Consider the following 18,979-nt stretch of genomic DNA (forward strand, 5'->3'; position numbering starts at 1 on the left):
ACGTCGCCAATTCGGCCGGACCGCTGCGCAACGTTGCGCGCTCGATCCCTGAGCTTTCCTCCCTTCGGCATCGCAGCGCGCGTTTATGGCGGGATTGACCGATCGGATCCGCATGGTCGCGAACAACATAACGGCGGTAGGGCAATCGAGAGTCCACAACTAACCAGGCCGCCAGCTCGCCAGGCGGCCTTTTTTGTTTCTCCGCAATCTCATCCTAGGATGCGTTCACCCTAGCCCGTTCGCGTGCCTCGCGACGACGTTGAGCGCGCTCGAGGCGTCGCTTGGCCCGATCGAAGGGCTGCCGCAGCGGAGGAACTGCATCTGGCATGACGGACGACTCCGCAACCTGCTCGACAAATGGCGTTTGGATCGGCTCGGACGCCGCTGGAAGCGTTTCCATGAACTCGAGCACTTCCCGACCTTTGGACGTCACCCTCCACCCGCCGCTTATGCGTTCGACCAGCCCTTGGGAAAAAATATTGAGATCAGGCACGCGTGCCGCGAGGCGCGTAGTCCGGTCCGCCCATTCGCGGCCGCTGGTCACGAGGATAGCCATGTCCCGTTTGAGGTCCTCCATGACGGCGAAGCCATCCGGATAGCTCACGAGGACCTTAAGAACCGTCACCTGGAAGTTCACGCCCCGCCCCCAATCGACCAGCGCCACATTGTGGGCACACGGGACAAGGCTTCACGGCCCACCTGCCTGAGGCCATCGGGCGAAATCTCGCCTCTAGTAGCAGCCTCCAGGATCTTCGATGCGACGTGCGTACGTGCTCCGATCTCACGGTGGGAGACACTCTCGCAGACTTCGTCGAGGACCGCGCGCAAAAGCGCGGTGGTTGCCGTATCGAACATGCCTTACCCCCCAGAAGGGAAAGTCCCACTGTAGCGAACATTTCGCACGGAGCGATTCAACAATGTTAATGTTGCGATGGGCCAGTTAGCCTTACCAGCTTTCTAGAAGACATCTTCCACGGTGGACTGGCCTAGCAAGATCAGGCAATCCTAGGCTAGCTTTGAAGATTAGGATCTGCGTGTCGAGGCCGAGGCGAGCATATAAGCAGGCAGCTTTTGCGACGTCGGTCGTCTTGCTTCTGGCAGCCGGTGCGGCGGCCCAGGAGGACAAGAAGACCGACGACGACAAGCCGGCCGATCCAGACACGGGTGAGAGCACCGTGGAGGAAAAGACGCTCGGCCTTCTGCCCAATCCGCTGCAGAAGTACGGCGTGAAGTTCGCGGCCACTTACATCGGCGAGGTGCTTGGGAATGCTTCGGGAGGCCTGAAACAGGGCGCTATCTACGAAGGCCGCCTGAACCTCGCCGTGGATGTCGACCTGCAGAAGCTCGTTGGCATCGACAAGCTCACCTTTCACGCCAACATGTTCCAGATCCATGGCGACGGCTTGTCCCGGAGCAATCTTCAGAACTTCTTCGTCGTCAGCGGAATCGAGGCACTGCCGTCAACTCGTCTCTACGAGGCCTATTTCGAGAAGCAATGGGGCGCGAAGAGAATCTCACTCAAAGTCGGCCAGCTTGCCGCCGACAGCGAATTCTTCAACACCAAGTATACGGACGTGTTCACCAACGCCTCAATGGGTTGGCCCGCGATCACGTCGCTCGATCTTCCCAGCGGCGGACCATCGCCACCTTTGGCGGCTATGGGCGCAAGACTGCTGGTCAACGTGACCGACCAGCTTTCGCTGCTGGGCGGAATTTTCGACGGCGATCAGGCCGGGCCGGGCCCTGGCGACCCCCAGGAGCGCAATCGCTATGGCGTAAATTTTCGCATCAACGATCCCCCGTTGCTGCTCGGACAGATCCAGTATGCTTGGAACAACAAGAAGGGCGACCCGAACCTGACCGGCCAGATCAAGTTCGGCGGCTGGCGGCACTTCGGCGCCTTCGCGGACCAGCAGTTCACGTCGAACGATGTATCTATGGCCGCTCCCGGTAACAGTGGCGAGCCCCTCCTATTGTCAGGAGACCTTGGCGGGTGGGCCGTGTTCGAACAACAGATCTATCGCGTGCCCCACAGCGATGATCGTGGGATAGGCGTATTCGCAAGGGCGGCCGGCGCGCCCGCCGATCGCAACCTGATCGATCTCTATGCCGATGCCGGCATCGAGTTCATCGGGCTTCGCGACGACCGGCCCGATGACAAGTTCGGGATCGCTGCAGGTTATGCCCATGTCTCCAAACGGGCGCAGGCCCTTGACGCGGACTACCGCACGTTGGTGAATCCCAATTGGCCAGTGCGAAGCTTCGAAGGTTTGCTGACGGCCGTCTACCAATATCAGATCAGGGACGGCTGGACGGTACAGCCGAACTTTCAATACATCGTCCACCCGGGTGCGGGCGCAACGTTACCTGCAGGGCCCCTGGCCGGAAAGGCTCTCAAGAACGCGTCTGTGTTTGGCCTCAGGACCACGCTCAAGTTCTAGGACGCCAAGTCACGCCAAGTCACGGACCATAAGCAAGTATGCTTTGCCGCATATTTTTCCCTCCCCCGCCCCCTTGGCCAAGAAGAGATGCCTGCGTCCTATCTGCGCTACGCCAAACGGCGACGTAACGAAGCGCGAGTCCTCGTCAGCCGCACCACACTCTACCGCATGGCCCGCGCCGGGCTCGTGGCAAGGGGCGGCGGGCGAGCGCTGCTATGGGGCGCAAACCGGACGCACGCTAAAGCCCCAGCGAGGTTCGCTTGTGACCGTTGCGGCCATTCCCTCATTCACTCAGAACTGTGTGACGCTCAGAGCTGGTCTCACGCTTGGAAGGTCAGCTCGCGATATCTGCTTTCGTACTCTCGCGCCATGCGACTTGCGAGGAAGCGCGCATCGAAGCGGGCGCGGACCTTTCTTCTATCCAGCCGGGCGGCTTCCTTGACGGCCTCGATCGCCTGCTCTTCGCTCTCCACGATGAAGCCTGTTACGCCGTCCTCCACCACTTCCGGCACGGATCCGGAACGGTAGGCAATCACAGGCGTCCCGCACGCCATCGCCTCGATCATGACGAGGCCGAAGGGCTCGGGCCAATCGATCGGAAACAGCAAGGCGGCGGCCCCTGCCAGGAAAGGCTGCTTCCGGACTTCGTCCACCTCGCCGACGAGCTGGATCTTCTCGCCGTCGATCTCGGGTTCGAGCTTCTTCTTGAAATATGCCGTTTCCGAGCGGGGTATCTTGGCCGCAATCCGTAGCGGCATCCGGACAGCGCGTGCGATGCGTATCGCAGCTTCCGGCCCCTTCTCGGCCGTGAGCCGCCCAAGAAAGGCGAGGTACGAACCCGGTTCGTAGGAGGGCCGAAACAGATCCTTGGGCAGTCCGTGCGGAATCGTCGTGATCCAGTTCGCGTCCGGAAGCGGACGGCGCTGGTTGTCGGAGATCGAGACGAAACGGGCCCGGTAGAAAGTCCCGATCACGTCGGATAAGCCAGGAAGGTCAAGCCGGCCGTGCATGGTCGTCAGAAACGGCACGCCGGTCCGGCTCAGCACCGGCAGCGGCAACCAATCGACATGGGAATGAATTACGTCGAAGTCACGCGCGCGCTCGGCGATGGCTTCGATCATCATCGCGCAGGCGGCGTTCGGATCGACGCCCCTTCGTCCCAGTCGCAGCGCGCGCGGCCACACCGGGTGAAGCTTGGCCTTCGTGCTCGAGTCGCCGCTGGCGAACAGAGTAACGTCGTGTCCGAGATCGATCAGTTCGTTCACCAGCCAGGAGATTACTCGCTCGGTGCCGCCGTAAAGCTTCGGAGGAACGCTCTCGGCCAACGGGGCAAGCTGGGCGATTCGCATCGAACTAGGCCCTAAACGCGATGCGCAAGCCGACCACAATGACGGCGGAGATGAGGAACGAAATCGCGAGCAGCGTCCAACTGGGCCTTGTGCTTCCGTTGGCTGCGCGCGCGACGAGCATTTTCATACTCGTCAACATTCGTCGCGGGGAAGCCGGTGTAGGTAGGCTATTCCGAAGCTGGCAAGCTCTTCGGTGCTGCTCTGTCGCTCTTCCCATCTCCTGTGCAGGTGGCGCTGTAGCAGGCAGCGCCGGCTATCGTCGGTGCCGACATCAGGATGCCGCGCGCGATACACCGTCCAGGCGGTCTCCGTGGCGTTCTTCAAGGTGACTTCGTCAATCATGCCTCACTCTCCGGAGACAAACCCAGTCGTTGCCAACGCAAGGCGGTCAGCAAAGTTTCCAGTTTTTCCCGCCCCCGTAGCCAACCCGGAGAAAGCGCGCCTTCAGAATGCTTTTGCGCGAACTCGCTCGCGTGCCGCGCGTCGGCGCTGCAGACGTTGGCTTCGGCCGGCGCCCCTCGCAGCAGAAGTAAGGACGCCGGCTGCACCGAAGGCTCCGCTGGAGGCACAGTGCTCTCTATCCGCCAACCCCATCGTTACAACGAAAGTTCATGCCTGCTGGCCCGAAGACGTTATGCCGGACCCTTCAGCCGGCCAGAGCGTTGACCGCTCAATGGACGGAAACGGTTGGAGGTCGGACGTGGCGGCGAAGGCGGGTGCGGAGAAGAAGCCGATCGAAAATGAAGATCAGGACAGCTTCTTGCAGCGCTTGGGGCCCGGTCTCATCACGGGCGCTTCGGACGACGATCCTTCCGGGATCGGCACCTATAGCCAGGCGGGCGCCCAGCTCGGTTTCGGCATCGGTTGGACGATGCTGATCACCTATCCGTTGATGGCTGCGATCCAGGAAATCTCGGGACGGATCGGCCGCGTCACGGGCCACGGCATCGCCGGAAACGTCTGCCGAAATTTCCCCGCGCCCGTCATCTGGTCCATGATCGTCCTGCTCTTCGTCGCCAACACGATCAACGTCGCCGCCGACCTTGGGGCGATGGGCGACGCCCTCAAGCTTCTGATCGGCGGTCCGGCAACGCTCTACGTTGTGGTCTTCGGCGCGGTCTCGGTGATCGCGCAAATCTTCTTCAAGTATGAGCGTTACGTGGCCATTCTGAAGTGGCTGACGCTGGTGCTTTTCGCCTACGTGATCGCGCTGTTTTTGGCAAAGGTGCCTTGGGGCGAGGCTCTGAAAGGATTGCTCGTCCCAAATATCCAATGGAACGGGCCGTTTCTGACGACCCTAGTCGCGATCCTCGGGACGACGATCTCGCCCTATCTGTTTATCTGGCAGTCCTCTCAGGAGGCGGAGGATCAGCGGATCGATCCCGACAAGAAGCCGCTGAAACGCGAGCCGCACAAGGAGGACGAGGAAGTCAAGCGGATCCGGATCGATACCCTGGTGGGCATGGCGGTATCGAACGTCATCGCCGTCGCCATCATCATGACGACGGCCGCCACGTTGCACGCGTCCGGCAAGACCGACATCGAATCGTCCGCCCAGGCCGCCGAAGCCTTGAGGCCGGTCGCGGGAGCCCTGGCCGAGCTGATCTTCGCGCTCGGCATCATCGGGACGGGGTTGCTTGCGATCCCCGTCCTGGCCGGCTCGACCGCCTACGCGATCGGGGAGGGTCGCAAGTGGCCGGTGGGACTATCGCGAAAGCCGAAAGAAGCTGTCGCCTTCTACAGCGTGCTCGCACTATCGGTCGCGCTCGGTATCGCTCTCAACTTCACGGCCCTCGACCCGATCAAGGCGCTTTACTGGAGCGCGGTCATCAACGGTGTGTTGGCTGCGCCGATCATGACGGTGATGATGTTGCTGGTGCGGCGAAAATCGGTCATGGGCGACTTGGTGGTTTCGGGGACGGTCTATTGGCTCGGCTGGATCGCGACAGCGGCGATGTTCTTGTGCATCGTGGGCATGGCCTGCTCGATAGGGGGGTGAGCGTATCCCCGGCAGTATCGCCGCCAAGCGATCGGTCTGCGAACGACAACCAAGTCTGGCGGACTTGATTGGAGCCATTTCCCGACGGCTGGTGGGCCTCTCCGTGAAAATCCGGCAGTCAGTCTCCCACGCAATCACCTCGGCCTCGGTGGGCGAGGCGCTCCGCCAGTTCGGCGCGGCTGAGCCCGCGCGCGATCCTGAACGCCAGCACACGGTGACGATTTTGCGCGCGGCGTAGGCGCCGGTGGCTGAGAGACCGATTGCGCTCCACCTGCACTAGCAAGTGAGCGCGGTCATGGCCGATCCACTTCGCAGAGCAATCAATCCGCGTCGAACCGTCTCGGTGCGTGAGCACGCACGTGTCGAGCATTGTGGCGGAACGGCCCCAAGCCCATCTCCAGGCTGGCAGGTGACGAGCCGGGGCCGCCAGCGCACCTTAACTCAACGCATGCGCTGGCAGTAATCTCGGCCACGGGATTCCTCTTCGTCTGTACGAAAATGAACCGGGATTGCAGATTAAATTCGAGACGACCGGGTTAGAGGAAAGACGGCTCCGGTTGACCCGGGGGGGACCCGGAGCCGCCCCGCCAACCCTTCGGGCCAGTCCGCGAGAAGGGCTAACGAGCAACCAAATTTCACCGCCGCTGTGTTGTTCCTGCTGGTCCGTAGGCAGTCGTGAGACCTAATCATTTGAAGCAAGTTGGGCGCGATCAGAACAAAGGTGATCGCGAAGCGTTTATGCCGCGCAACGCAAACCGGAGGTTGTCATGATCAAGAAGGCGTTTTTCGCTCTCAGTGTCGCAGCGGTGCTTGCTCTGGTGCCTAGTGCAGCGTCCGCCCAACGCGGCTTTCATGGAGGATGGCACGGCGGCGGTTGGCATGGCGGCGGTTGGGGAGGCGGTTGGCGCGGCGGCGGTTGGCGCGGCGGCGGATGGGGAGCACCAGCTGTGGGCATAGGTCTCGGCCTTGGGCTCGCCAGCGCGGCAGCTTGGGGACCCGGCTGGGGGTGGGGAGGACCCGCTTGGGGACCGGGCTGGGGAGCGCCGGGTTGGAGTTACGCAGCGTATGGCGGTTGCACGCGATGGCGTCGCGTCTGGACTGGCTGGGGTTGGAGGCTCAGACCAGTGAATGTGTGTTGGTGAGATGCGCGATCGACTGACGCCCGCAGTAGGTGGATCAGTCGGCTAACTTGATTATCGAGCAGGTCTGGCCCGGAGACAGCAGCGGACATAGGTGCCGCTCACGTGCAGCCCCAGCCAACCCTTGTCGATGGCGTACTGGACGCACGCGCCGAACTCCGCTGGGCCAGCATCATGCCCTTGGCCCGAACAGCTTTCTCGGCCCCAACTTTGCCCGCCGGCCAGTTGGGGCCGCCTTTTGGGACGAGGCGGTGCGACGTGCTTGGAATTCCCAAGTTCCGACGCAACCCGGTCGCGCCACCCCATACATCTGTTGCCATATCGCTAGAACGCCCGAGCCCTGTGCACGTTGGGCCATGGGGCTAGCATCACCCCATCAGGCTGGCCCCCGCGTAGTCTCGGCCCCAACTCAGCCCCCCCGAGTTGGGGCCGCTTTTCTTGAGACGCCATCAAGCAGCTCTGTCCGCTGACTAGCGCACAATGGCGGCCTTGCTCAAAATCGGGAGGAGAACCGGCTACGCGCCGACAACCTCGAGGCCAAGCTGATACCTACCGAGACAGGACGATGAAGGACACTTATCGTGCTCTTCTTGTCACTCTCAGAGGATTGACTGCTAAGCCGCCACCGAACAGCGTTGTTCTTTCACCGCCCGGTCCGCGGCTTCAATCGGTGACGGAGAGACCAGTTGCGCTCCCGCCTAAACAAGGGAGCAATGGTCATGCCGATTTCACGGCTGATTGCGAATATTGATCTTACCCGCGAACAAGAACACGTTCTTGAACTGGCCTTCAACCACGCCCTGCGCAAGCTCGACTTGGTGGATCGAAGCGATCCGATTTGTGATCTAGTAGCCAAGAGGATGATCGGCATTCACAGGCGCGGCGTTAGTGATGCCGTCGCTCTGGCCGAGATGACAGTCCGGGAAATCAGAGCGCCCCTGTTTGGCGTTCTTCCGGCTTCATTGTCTCTCCGGCGGCGCGACCGCCAAGCAACTTACCCAGCGTGCCCGTCCTGATGCTTGCGAAATTTGTCGATGAACTCGCGCTGCTGATCGGCATATTCTTGCGCGACCTCGCGAGCTTCTTCCTCGCGCGATTTCGCTGGTTCCGTAGGCTTCTTGGACTTCCTGTCCTCCGACATGCTGGCTCCGAAGCAATTTCAGGCTGTCGGCCAACGGTCGCTGTGTCGGGTCGTTCCTCGTTCCAAGAATGAATTGTGCATTTGTGAACTTTGGAACGTGGCCTCGCATCCCGCCTATTTGCGGCTGAGCCGTTTGGCGTTGGCCGCAACCTTCCTTCGATACTGCGCGACAATCTTGTCTCCGGATGCCCCGGCCATCAGGCTTTTACCGGCCTTCGCCGCCGCAAAGATTTTCTCACTCACCATGAGTTGGGCTTCACGTTGAGCGGCTTTGCCGCCACGCATCAGTTTCGCCATCCGTAGGGCGATCACGCGGTTGCTTTCCAGCCCGAGCATCATCCAGTTCCACATGCGGCGATATTCCTAGCCAAAGCAATATTCCTCGGATCATGAACGACCCCGGTGTGCGCGGGGTCCAATCAAAGCCGCGTGGCTTATCACGACGGCAATCGCTGCGGATCATTCTGTCGGTAACGCGCGTCCCTATAAGCTAAAGGGTTCCTTCACCTTGCCTTAGGGAACACCCGAACTGGTAATAGCTCGGCCCCATTTCGCGCTGAATATCAAACCGCTGCTGCTGGGGGCCAAACGGAGATGTCCGATGGGTGCGGCAGGTTGGCGCTTTGCGCATATGAAGAGAACTCTCCGCTCCCGGGCGGTCTTTATCAGCGTGCTGGAAGAGTTGCCCCTTATCTGCCCGGTGGCGGTCGCAATCGGCTCGCTGATCATGATCGGCATCACTCTCTGCAAGGATTGGCCGCAGTGAGGCCTCGATCATCTACCGAATGACTCGATCATCTACCGAATGATCTGCAATCTTCTCGTAGCCGTTACGCGGAAATCTTTTCGTGCAGTTACGGCATTTCCCGCATCATCGCAACCTCGATGCGAACCGTGTCAGCATCGAAAGTCTGACGGGAAATTCCTCGACATTTTCTTGAAGTCCTACCTTGTAATCCACCTTACAGCTGCACCGAAGCGCAGTCCGATATAGTCTCATTCTGAGGCGTCTTGGCGTCATTCGAGGAATTTACAGATATTTGTCGGGCGGCTCAGTCGTACTTGCGTGGTTGAGCAGCGAAACGGGAGGCCGGGCATGCCAACGTCATCTGCCCTTTTGCGATGGTCAACCGAGATGCTGCCGGAGCGCGCTCGATTCTCCACGTTCCGTGAGGAGTTTGCGCGGCTGAACCTCGCCTTGGATGTGATAGATCACAGCGGCGGCCGTCCGCGTATCGACGTCACCTACTTGTCACTCGGCGCGGTTGGCGTTTGTAGCATTGTCACCACGCCGGTGGAGTTCATCCGCTGCAAGCACCACCTCAAGGATAGCCGTGACCAATTCGGACTGAACATCGTCGAGGCTGGACCGGTCCAATTTACAAATGCTGGCCAGGAACATGTCTATGATGCCGGCTCCGCTTGTTTGGTTGACCGGGGAAGGCCGCTGCGAGTATTTGGGTCGCGTGGCGCCAGCGTCAAGTTCGTGACCGTGCAGGCTGCCGCCCTTAGGTCTCTGGTTGCGCAGCCGGAAGATCTTTCAGGTCGGCCGGTGCATCGCGGACCGGCGCTTAGACTGCTCGGCCGCTACCTGCGGTCGCTCGCATCCTTCAAGGAACCTCCGTCATCAAAACTTGCCTCCACCGTCGGCGTACATCTCCTCGATCTCGTGGCCGCAACGCTCGGGCCGACCGCCGAAGCTGCAAACATCGTTACGCAGCGGGGTGTGAAGGCGGCCAAGCTTCAGGCGATCCTGGCGGAGGTCGCGCAACGCTTCGGCGATCCCAATTTCGATCTGGACAATGTTGCTGGAACGCTCGGTATGTCGCGGCGATACGTGCAAAAATTGCTCGAGGGGAGCGGAAAGTCGTTCACCGAGCACCTTGCAGGGTGTCGGCTTGAGCGCGCCTTCGGGATGTTGACTGACCCGCACCATCTGCATTTGGCCATCATCGATATCGCGTTTGCAGTCGGCTTTGGTGACCTTTCTCATTTCAATCGCTCGTTCCGCCGACGCTTCGGCGAGACGCCATCAGGCGTGCGCGCCGCATCAATCGTGCGGCAGAAGTCATCCAGCGCCCCCTCACAATGCGCTGGCGACGGCCGCTGAAACGCGGATACGCCCCGGAAGCGGTGGCGCGAGGCATCATGGGCAAGGCCGCAGGAAGGGCCGTACAGGAGTCTAGGCGCGCCGGCTACCGGACATCGAGCAAGGCCACGCCAGCGCATAGGAGACCCGCAGGAAGGGCCATAGAGCAAAGCCGAAATGCGCGGTTAGAGCCTTTAGCATCTCCTCCATCGTCCGGCGCTCCTCCTGGCCAAGCTTACCAATACAAAACTCAACTGCCGTTAGTGGCAGGTTCCCGTGACTGTCGGCGATCCCTTGTTGAGCTGAGAGCGAAATCGCGAAGATCGGCCACCCGGCGGCTTGCGAGCCGCTAGCAGCTTGGACCGCCCGAAAATAGACGGTTAGGAACGTACGCTCCTAACGCGGGTTTCAGACTTGTTTCTGCGCGGTTCAAGAGAACATCCGCGATGGCGCTTCAGGCCGGTATTGGGAATAGGCTTTTGGCGGCGTTACCCTCAGCCGATTTCAACTTGCTTGCGCCCCACCTTCAGAAAGCGGCTTTCGGCTTCAATGCTGTGCTGGTCCGAACAGGAGACGACTTCAGGCATGTCTATTTTCCCTGCAGCGGCGCGATATCGTTCCTAGTAGAGATGTCGGACGGTCAGATCGTTGCGTCCACTCTCATGGGCTCAGAAGGAGCGGTCGGCGCTCTCTCCATTCTAAGTCCCGCGCGGTCGCGGTCGCCAGTCACGGCAACGGCTTATGTGGCCGGAACCGCGCTCCATGTGCCTGTTTCACAACTGCAACGTGCCTTTGAGCAAAGCGCTGCGATTCGACGTGTTCTTCGTTTCCATTTTCGCACGCAATTGTTGCAGCTTCAGAACGTGGCCGCCTGCAACGCGGTCCATTCGGTGGAATGCCGTATGGCCCGATGGCTGCTCGATATTCACGACCGAGTTGGAGCCAGCCGAATTCAGTTGACGCAGGAGGCGCTAGCTCATCTCCTTGGGGTGCGCCGAACGACCGTGACGCTAACGATGCGCAAACTTCGAGAGACCGGCGGCATCATTTCAGAGCAGCGAGGAGTGCTGGAGATCGACCGAACGCGACTTGGGACGATTGCGTGCGAGTGCTATGGCCTGATGCGAGACAGGATCAACCGCATGTATGATGAGGAGCTACCAGTGGGCTCGCCGAATATTGCACATGCGCAGCACTCGCCTTCCTGATGACCCCAGTATTGAGGCTGCTCTCGCGTTCGACATGGCCGGCGTCAGGCAGCGGATAATGCTCTCCTGGGAGGACCGACATCGGTACGCCGAGTAGTTCTTACGTGGACAACCCCGTCTTGAAGTTTCGTATGACTCCATTTGCGACCAAACCTTATCAGTGACGAACGGATAGGCTTTGGCGTCACAGACGGCTCGGCCAGCTCACGCAGCGCGCGGGCTTCGCCCGGCCCCCCGCTCGGGCTCCGCCAGATCCAAGCCGATGTGTTTCAACTTCCTGAATTTTTCGATGATGCGCTGATCCGCCCACGCGGCCGATCAGACTTCGGCCTTTATCAAGCGGACATTTCAAAAATCGCGTTATTACCAGGGCTTTGGTGGACAGCTGACATGCATCGAAGCATTTTGCGTGCCCGCTAGAACTGAGCATGACGCCCAAGCGATTACTGGCCAGTCGTTTTTATTGCTGTACGAAAGGTTGGAGATTCCGTCGGCGTGGGGACGGAACGAAACCTGATATAGCGAGTCCGGATGAGCGCCGGCGTTTGGGATCGAGTACGTCTCGGCCGCATGTAAGCCGACCTCTCCCGGCTGCAAGAGATCGATACCGAATGCATAAGACCACACGTTGTCGAAAAAAGAGTCGAGACCGATTCTCAGTCGGCCGGTGTCGTCGACGTATGTCATCTGCATACGTACGGGGTTGGGATTTGTAGCTCCTGTAACCGGCGGGTTTGCGCTAATATAGACGATATAAAATCGACCATAAGTCGTTGAAGGCACTTCCAATGATGCCTCCGCGCCTGTTGCCACCATTCCTGGTGTAAGGGTTCGGTCGGCCGCCGGCGCATTTGTCATCGGACCACCTGTCCAGGCCATTGACGGACGCCCGATCGCCGAGTGCATTGGCTCATAGGGAATGCTCAGACGCACCCAGCCCTGATGATGAGGAAAGCTAGCAGGTGTGTACAACTGTATGTCGCCGTTTGAATCGGCAAACGCCCCAACGATCTCTTCCGACCCGATCGCGATGCCTATTGGCAATCCGGTGAAGGCTAGGCCAGGCGATGTCTGTGGGTGCATCGAGACTGGTTGGCCCGCTACGAGTACCTCCTGCTCGGGGCCCCAGCTTGCCGCTCCGCGCCAACGAAAGCGTACAATGTTGTCCGTTCCGCGGTAAGCAAGCGCAACGCTTGTGCCGTCGCGAGAGACCGCAAGCGAAGGTTCACCTGCCGCCGGCGACGCTGGAATCGTGACTGTGCTCTCCCACACATTTAATCCGCCTTCCTGGTGCATCCAGGTTTCTACGAGCGAGCCATCAGGCCGGATCGCCACTATCAGTATAAGCGGCTTGCCGTTGACCCTAATGACCGCAACATCCACACCATCGATTGGTCCGATGTCTTGGATTCCGTGCGGAGAGAAGTCCGGGGTCGGACAGTCATCGATATTGCTGCAGCCCCAAGTGTGCATCGTGTAGGTGTAATCGAGCTTGTTGTCGAGCGTCACTGCGAAGACCCAGATGTGGTCGTAATACCTCACTACGGCTGGACTTCGCTGGCTCTTGGCTCCGACTAATTGCTCGCCTTCTCGGGTAAACTCGCATCCGCCTGAGTTGCCCGGCAGGAGGTTCGCGTACGCACGCACCGGAGCGTTGGCCGGCGCGAATGTCCCGTCACGATTCCAGTCCACGCTGCCCGTCGCGGCATCGACCTTGTAACGGAACTTCGACTTGAGCGTAGTGAGGAACGGAGTGTTGCCCGGGCTCACGATACCGGTTTCGACGAGCGAATGATTGTTCAACGTCGGTAATGTTTGACCGTCAGAAAACATCAAGACTCCGGTGTCAAGAAACGCGTAGTTCATCAAGCTTGGGTAGTTGGGTTTGCAATTTGGCTCATGTGTTCCCGACGGGCCATTGTGATCCAGAAAAAGTGTGTGACCGAACTCGTGTGCCGAGTTTCCGGCGCTGTTCATATTGAATCCGCAGGCGATGCCTGTGCCGCAGGAGCCTCCGCCTGTCGTGTAGCCGAGCACGTAGTGAAAGAGACCACGCCGGGCTGTATCCATATTGCTTGCCATCGCGGCCGCGGGGGGTTGTGGCATGTATCCGCCCTGCCCGTCGGGCACCGCATCGACAGCTGTATAGCCACCCCAATCTCCGTAGGTGGTTGCATCGGCCGGCGTCTCGGGCGGAACACCGATATCGAGGTGCAAGCTCACTCCCGGTTGACCGTCGGGATTTCCGACATCTTGCGCGTGCGTGGCGCGAGTCGCCGCGTCGGTCGTAGCCGAGTCTGCGTAGATGCTGGCCATCTGACGTGCCACTGCCGGAGTCATGCGCAAGGCCAAACCACTCTGGTTGTCGGCGAGCGTAAGACGTCTGAAATCCACCTCGACGAAGATGTCCTTGTGACGCGGGTCTGCGCCCCAGGCTGGTAGCGCCTGGCCGTTGACGCCCATGACCTCCCAGGAGTCCCATAGTCCGTCGCCATCAGTGTCGCGTGTGTCAGCGGTTAAGGCACAGTTGATTCCAGGGGCTGAGGCCCGCCGGCTTGCGCAGATCCCAAGTACGTTTTCCAGGGCGTCCCCCAGTCCGTCGCCATCAGTGTCGTTCGCAAAGTCGTTGCGATAGACGCGTATCGCTCCGGTTTTCTCCGAAAGGGCACCGAACATAACCACGGTGTCCCCAGCCTCTCGCCGGCGCAAATGTGTGACGGGGCCCTTATCCCGCGCTAGGACATTGGCGCCGTCGGCGCTCATAAGGTAGGCGACGTGCTCGGTGGGTCCGTTTGGCCTGGCAACCCCCACGATCTCTTCCCCCACGCCTAGCCGAGGTATCGTCAAAGCGGTGCCGCCAGAGAACCGAATTTTTGATTTGAGCAGTGCGCCGTCTAACCACACGTCTGCGACGTAGAGCGTGTCTGACGCTTGTGCGCGCACGATCAGCGTAAAGCTACCCGCAGCGGTAGAAGGTAGGACAATCCCATTCGGGCGGGCTTGCGCCTGAAGACTTTGAAAGGCTTCGCCCGATGCACCGACAATGTCGAGGGCTGCAGCATTCTGTGGATCAATATTTCGGAGCTCTATGATGTGACCGTCGGCACGTTCCTTGAGCATCAACGGCACTTCGGCGACTTGGCTGACTGTGGTCAAATCGAACACTCGCGTCTGGGCACAGAGTGGCGAGGCCGTGGCCAACAGAGCCGCGAGGGCGATCACTGATCTCCGATACATCGTTTTAGTCCTTCCAGTTGACTTCGATGCTGTCGGTTGCGCTTGGGGACTCAGACAGAGCTATGCTGCTTTGAGTTGCTGCATGATGATCCGCCCGATTGGGTTTCAATGTGAGAAGGTTCACAAAAGGCAATCGGATCGCCAACAAATTATTGAACGCTCTCGCGGCCGTGATGGCGCTCAAGCCCGGTTGAGTCCGCGATTGGCTGTGCCGGAGCAGACTCCCGGGCTCAACAATCACGACGAATCAATTCGCGCGCGACTGCGGCGACTCATGCCGAATCCAACAAAGCAGACGGCAAAGTACCAAGCCCTTGATGTAAGTGCTCGTCTCTGGTTCGCAGTATGCTCTCCAAACCCTCAACTCCCACAATTTGACAGACAAACTGTCGTTGGCCGTCGCTTCCTCCACCGTAAGGAAGCGGAATGCCGGATCCCCCTCTACGAAGAGTACGAGAAGACCCGCCATTAGAGACCGTACCAAAACCCAAAGCGCGCCTCCGATCGGAAAAAGCGTGGGTTTAGTACCGCAGCTAAGGTACGAGCTGACTGCAGCCCATCAGAATAGGCGCTGGAAGCTCAAGCCATTAGCGAAGTCGGTTTGGAGGAGCGGATATCCTCGAGCTGTGATAACGATTTGTGTCGGATTTTGGTTTGTGTCGGTCGCGCTTCAAACGGAACATGCGTGCCGTTGAACTAATATAGCTACCCGTCTTCGCAAGCGAGCATAGAGTTGAACCCGACGCGCCAGTCCGCCGGATATCAGAAATTTGCCGGATTCGCTGGTATTTTGATCCGACCAATTGCGACGCTGTTCACATATCCATGCCCGACGGTATGTTACCGTAGGCGCGCTACGATCACTTGAAGCAGCCTATCAATGAAATATGCTTGGGTTGCCCGAACGAAGATCAGGCTCTGAGATTCTGAATCTTCTGCTACGCACAAGGGTCCTGCCATGGAAATCAGGACTTGGCTGAGAGGGTTGGGACTGGGACGGTATGAGCCCTTGTTCATCGCGAACGCCATAGATTGCGATGTGTTGCCACAATTAACGGAACTCGACTTCGAAAAGATCGGTATCCCGCTCGGCGACCGGAAGCGCCTCATGAGCGGATTAAGTGCACTTCCTTCCAGCGCTCCCTCACCCGTCGGGAACGCTGCAGTTGCGCCGTACGCGGAACGCCGCCATCTCACGGTGATGATCTGCGACTTAGTCGATTCGACCGCCTTGGCGGCGCGGCTTGACCCGGAAGATATGGGAGCAGTCATCGATGCCTATCACGCCGCTTGTGCTCGTATAACGCGCTCCTACGACGGCTTTCTCGCGGACTTTCGCGGGGACGGCATCCTTGCTTATTTCGGCTATCCCATTGCACACGAGGACGATCCCGAACGAACGGTCAGAGCGGCACTGGATATCATTGCTGCTGTCGCCCGGCTTGAAACGCGCGCAGGAGAACCGCTTGCCGTACGCATCGGCATCGCCACCGGAATGGTGGTCGTAGGCGACCTCGGCGGCGAGGGCAAACTTCGGGAGCATTCCGTGGTTGGAGGAGCTCCTAATGTCGCGGCTCGCGTGCAGGCGTTGGTCGAGCCGAATACGGTGGTCGTCGCGGACTCGACGCGCCGTCTTCTTACCGACATCTTTGATCTTCGCGATTTGGGCGCCCACCAGCTCAAGGGCATCAGCGCGCCCGTTAACGCGTGGGTCGTTCAGGGCCTTTTGGCTTCCAAGAGCCGCTTTGAAGCGGTACGTCCGGCAGAGCTCAGCTATCTCATTGGCCGAAATTCTGAGTTGGAGTTCTTGTTGGAACGTCAGGATTTAGCTTGGGCCGGCGAAGGCCAGATCGTCCTCATCTCCGGCGAGCCGGGTATAGGCAAATCGCGGCTTGCAACGACTCTAACCGAACGTGCAGGCAAGCATCAATCACATCTGCAATTTCGTTATCAATGTTCTCCTTATCACGCCAATAGTGCACTTCATCCGGTGGTCGAGCAATTGGAGAGAAGCGCGGGGTTTAAGGCGGAGGATACAGCCGAGAAGCGGCTTGATAAACTGGAATCGCTGCTCGCTTTGAGAGGACCAGACGTTGAAACCGTCGCACCACTATTTGCCGCGTTGCTTTCGATCCCATTCGAAGGTCGTTATCCGGCACTGCAGCTAAGTCCCGCACAACAACGTCGACGCACCCTCGCCGCGCTGCTTGATCACTTCGAGATCCGTTCGCGCAAACAGCCGATCCTCTTGCTCATCGAGGATGCTCACTGGGCTGACGACACTACGCTCGAACTGCTCGACCTCATCGTAGAGCGAGCCCGTCTGCTCCCTATGCTTGTTCTGGTTACCTTTCGACCAGAGTTTGAGGCTCCTTGGACGGGTCTTTCAAATGTCAGAAGCTTGACGTTAGGACGGCTCAACCCCAACGACGTCAAAGATGTGGCCACTCAGGTGGCCAATGGCCGCGCGCTTCCGACCGACGTGATGAAACAGATCATAACAAAGACAGACGGGAATCCGCTTTTTGTAGAGGAGCTCACAAAGGCTGTTCTCGAAGCAGGCATTCTGGTTGAAGATCAAGACCGTTACCAACTCGGGAGTCCGTTACCGCCTTTCGCCATCCCAGAAACCCTTCACGATTCCCTCATGGCTCGGCTCGACCGCCTGCACTCAGTGAAGGAGATCGCCCAAATCGGCGCCACCATCGGTCGTGACTTTTCCTATTGCTTGATACGAGCTGTGGTCGCTCGAGAGGAAACACGTTTGCAGCAGTCCCTCTCTGAACTTGAGCAGGCAGGGCTCATTTTCCGCCAAGGTGACTTGCCGGATGCGGTGTACACGTTCAAGCACGCATTGGTGAGAGATGCAGCTTATCAAAGTTTGCTGAAAAGGCGGCGGCGGCAACTCCATGCTCAGATAGCGCACGTCATCGAGCAAGACTTCCAGATAGCCGCCGTGAACGATCCTGAAATCCTTGCACACCATTTCACCGAAGCTGGCCTGTTTGAACAGGCTACGGATTATTGGCTTAAGGCCGGAAAGCGTGCGCTCGGCCGGTCCTCCAATGCGGAGGCAGTAAAGCATCTGGCGCAAGGGCTGGAGCTGATCCAACAGCTGCGGAGCTCGCCACAACGCGATCGCAAGGAACTTGATTTCTATCTGGCTCTTGGGCCTGCAGTCGCTGCGACTGAGGGCGATGCCGCGCCTGAGACGTCGCGGGTCTTCTCGCGGGCTCGCGCGCTGCTTGGCGAAAGTGCCACCCTAGAAGAGCGAATGACGATCCTGTGGGGCAATTACCTAGCCCACAGCATTCGCGCTGAGTACAGCACGGCGCTCGAGGACGCCCGCCACTGCCTTGCGTTAGCCGCAGAGTATGATCATCCTGGCGTCTCCGTCCTAGCCACACGCTTTATTGGACAGACGCTGCATTGCACTGGCGCGTTCGCCGACGCGCGCAACCACTTGGAGCGAGCCCTCTCGTTGTGTTCAACCAATCCAACCACGATATCGACCTATCGCCGGTTCGGAGTCGATGACGCGGTTAACAGCCTAGCGTGGCTCTCCTCGACCCTATTAGTGCTCGGGTATCCTGAGCAGTCTGCGACGATCGTCGAGCAGACTGAAACTCTTGCTCGAACGAGGCAACAGAGCTTCACAACCGCATTGGCTCTGGGGAACATAGTCATTTTGGGAATAATCGGGGGCGACGCACGGCGTGCCTTGGCGCACGCCGACGAGGCGATATCACTTAGCGTTGAGCATGAATTCGCCGCGATCGAACGAAGAGCACGCTTTTTCCGTGGGGCGCTATTAGCCCAAGCAGGAGACCTTCAAACCGGAATCGACCTGATGCGCAGCGCCTTAGCGGCAACTTACCGCAATTCTGAACGTGGCCGTCGCACTTTCTACTTGGGCCAACTCGCACTCGCCCATGCCAAGCTCGGAGAGCCGGAAATCGGACTTCGTCTGCTGGACGAAGGCGTTCAGCTCGCCCAAGCAACAGGTGAGAGGTTCTTCGAGGCCGAGTTGTACCGTCTCCGGGGCACGATCAATCTAGAACTCGGCAGGAGGGACCAGGCAGAGGCCGAGCTGCAGCGATCCGTAACAATTGCGCGGCAACAGCAAGCCCGCTGGTGGGAGTTGCGTGCCTCCATTTGTCTCGCTCGGCATTGGATCAACAAAGGCAGATATTTCGAAGCCAGGTCCCTTATCAACCCAGTATACACGTGGTTTACCGAAGGTCGGGACACGCCAGACCTGAAAGACGCCAGAACCCTCGTTGAGGAGTTGAGCTCAGTGTCGGGATTGGAAGGGGAGCCAGACCACGGCAACTGCTAGCCAACGCCGCATCATTCGCGCGTCGCGCAAACTTGGA

At 59.4% G+C, this 18,979-nt stretch carries 12 protein-coding genes; 7 read left to right on the plus strand and 5 right to left on the minus strand.

The annotated features are described in order from the left end of the window. Window positions 1–214: 214 nt before the first annotated feature. Both WN72_RS35290 and WN72_RS47175 read right to left on the minus strand, forming a co-directional pair. On the minus strand, window positions 215–637 hold the full coding sequence (locus tag WN72_RS35290; RefSeq protein WP_092215100.1) for a hypothetical protein: 423 nt from the start codon (window positions 635–637) through the stop codon (window positions 215–217). Next, on the minus strand, window positions 634–855 hold the full coding sequence (locus WN72_RS47175) for a hypothetical protein (RefSeq protein WP_092215102.1): 222 nt from the start codon (window positions 853–855) through the stop codon (window positions 634–636). The genes WN72_RS35290 and WN72_RS47175 overlap by 4 nt, the downstream gene beginning before the upstream one ends. A gap of 233 nt (window positions 856–1,088) precedes the next feature. Between WN72_RS47175 and WN72_RS35295 the strand changes: the two genes are divergently transcribed. Then, complete coding sequence (locus WN72_RS35295; protein ID WP_092215104.1) at window positions 1,089–2,441, plus strand: carbohydrate porin; 1,353 nt, start codon at window positions 1,089–1,091, stop codon at window positions 2,439–2,441. Between the two features lie 320 nt (window positions 2,442–2,761). On the opposite strand, the gene WN72_RS35300 is transcribed toward WN72_RS35295, so the two are convergent. Beyond that, window positions 2,762–3,790 (minus strand): glycosyltransferase family 4 protein, encoded by a 1,029-nt coding sequence (locus WN72_RS35300; RefSeq protein WP_092215106.1) that lies wholly within the window; start codon window positions 3,788–3,790, stop codon window positions 2,762–2,764. 673 nt (window positions 3,791–4,463) lie between these two features. Between WN72_RS35300 and WN72_RS35305 the strand changes: the two genes are divergently transcribed. Then, window positions 4,464–5,789: an Nramp family divalent metal transporter gene (locus tag WN72_RS35305; RefSeq protein WP_092215111.1), complete on the plus strand. Its 1,326-nt coding sequence runs from the start codon at window positions 4,464–4,466 to the stop codon at window positions 5,787–5,789. Between the two features lie 1,852 nt (window positions 5,790–7,641). Next, the gene (locus tag WN72_RS35310) at window positions 7,642–7,944 is read left to right on the plus strand and encodes a hypothetical protein (RefSeq protein ID WP_194482946.1); all 303 of its coding nucleotides are present in this window, start codon (window positions 7,642–7,644) and stop codon (window positions 7,942–7,944) included. Between the two features lie 239 nt (window positions 7,945–8,183). Here the strand turns inward: WN72_RS35310 and WN72_RS35315 are convergent, their stop codons facing one another. Next, window positions 8,184–8,420, minus strand: a complete 237-nt coding sequence (locus WN72_RS35315) for a hypothetical protein (protein WP_092215116.1) — start codon at window positions 8,418–8,420, stop codon at window positions 8,184–8,186. A 250-nt stretch (window positions 8,421–8,670) separates the two neighbouring features. On the opposite strand from WN72_RS35315, the gene WN72_RS35320 reads away from it, so the two are divergent. The 3 genes from WN72_RS35320 (at window position 8,671) to WN72_RS35330 (ending at window position 11,366) form a co-directional block, all read left to right on the plus strand. Beyond that, window positions 8,671–8,835 carry a hypothetical protein gene (locus WN72_RS35320; protein ID WP_194482947.1) on the plus strand — a complete coding sequence of 55 codons (165 nt, stop codon included), beginning with the start codon at window positions 8,671–8,673 and terminating at the stop codon, window positions 8,833–8,835. Window positions 8,836–9,165: 330 nt separating this feature from the next. Then, entirely contained in the window at window positions 9,166–10,179 is a 1,014-nt protein-coding gene (locus tag WN72_RS35325) for a helix-turn-helix transcriptional regulator (RefSeq protein ID WP_143130866.1), read from the plus strand. Between the two features lie 425 nt (window positions 10,180–10,604). Continuing rightward, complete coding sequence (locus WN72_RS35330) at window positions 10,605–11,366, plus strand: Crp/Fnr family transcriptional regulator (protein ID WP_092220809.1); 762 nt, start codon at window positions 10,605–10,607, stop codon at window positions 11,364–11,366. A 363-nt stretch (window positions 11,367–11,729) separates the two neighbouring features. Here WN72_RS35330 and WN72_RS35335 read toward each other — a convergent pair whose 3' ends face one another. Further along, complete coding sequence (locus WN72_RS35335; protein ID WP_143130867.1) at window positions 11,730–14,531, minus strand: PLL family lectin; 2,802 nt, start codon at window positions 14,529–14,531, stop codon at window positions 11,730–11,732. Window positions 14,532–15,612: 1,081 nt separating this feature from the next. Between WN72_RS35335 and WN72_RS35340 the strand changes: the two genes are divergently transcribed. Further along, window positions 15,613–18,942, plus strand: a complete 3,330-nt coding sequence (locus WN72_RS35340; protein WP_244554016.1) for an AAA family ATPase — start codon at window positions 15,613–15,615, stop codon at window positions 18,940–18,942. The last annotated feature ends 37 nt before the right edge of the window (window positions 18,943–18,979 follow it).

The organism is Bradyrhizobium arachidis (assembly GCF_015291705.1).
GTDB lineage: Bacteria > Pseudomonadota > Alphaproteobacteria > Rhizobiales > Xanthobacteraceae > Bradyrhizobium > Bradyrhizobium arachidis.

Coding starts and splice junctions, on each gene's coding strand:
- WN72_RS47175 (WP_092215102.1), bottom strand. CDS start 855: ATGTTCGATACGGCAACCACCGCGCTTTTGCGCGCGGTCCTCGACGAA.
- WN72_RS35300 (WP_092215106.1), bottom strand. CDS start 3,790: ATGCGAATCGCCCAGCTTGCCCCGTTGGCCGAGAGCGTTCCTCCGAAG.
- WN72_RS35305 (WP_092215111.1), top strand. CDS start 4,464: ATGGACGGAAACGGTTGGAGGTCGGACGTGGCGGCGAAGGCGGGTGCG.
- WN72_RS35310 (WP_194482946.1), top strand. CDS start 7,642: ATGGTCATGCCGATTTCACGGCTGATTGCGAATATTGATCTTACCCGC.
- WN72_RS35315 (WP_092215116.1), bottom strand. CDS start 8,420: ATGTGGAACTGGATGATGCTCGGGCTGGAAAGCAACCGCGTGATCGCC.
- WN72_RS35320 (WP_194482947.1), top strand. CDS start 8,671: ATGGGTGCGGCAGGTTGGCGCTTTGCGCATATGAAGAGAACTCTCCGC.
- WN72_RS35325 (WP_143130866.1), top strand. CDS start 9,166: ATGCCAACGTCATCTGCCCTTTTGCGATGGTCAACCGAGATGCTGCCG.
- WN72_RS35330 (WP_092220809.1), top strand. CDS start 10,605: ATGGCGCTTCAGGCCGGTATTGGGAATAGGCTTTTGGCGGCGTTACCC.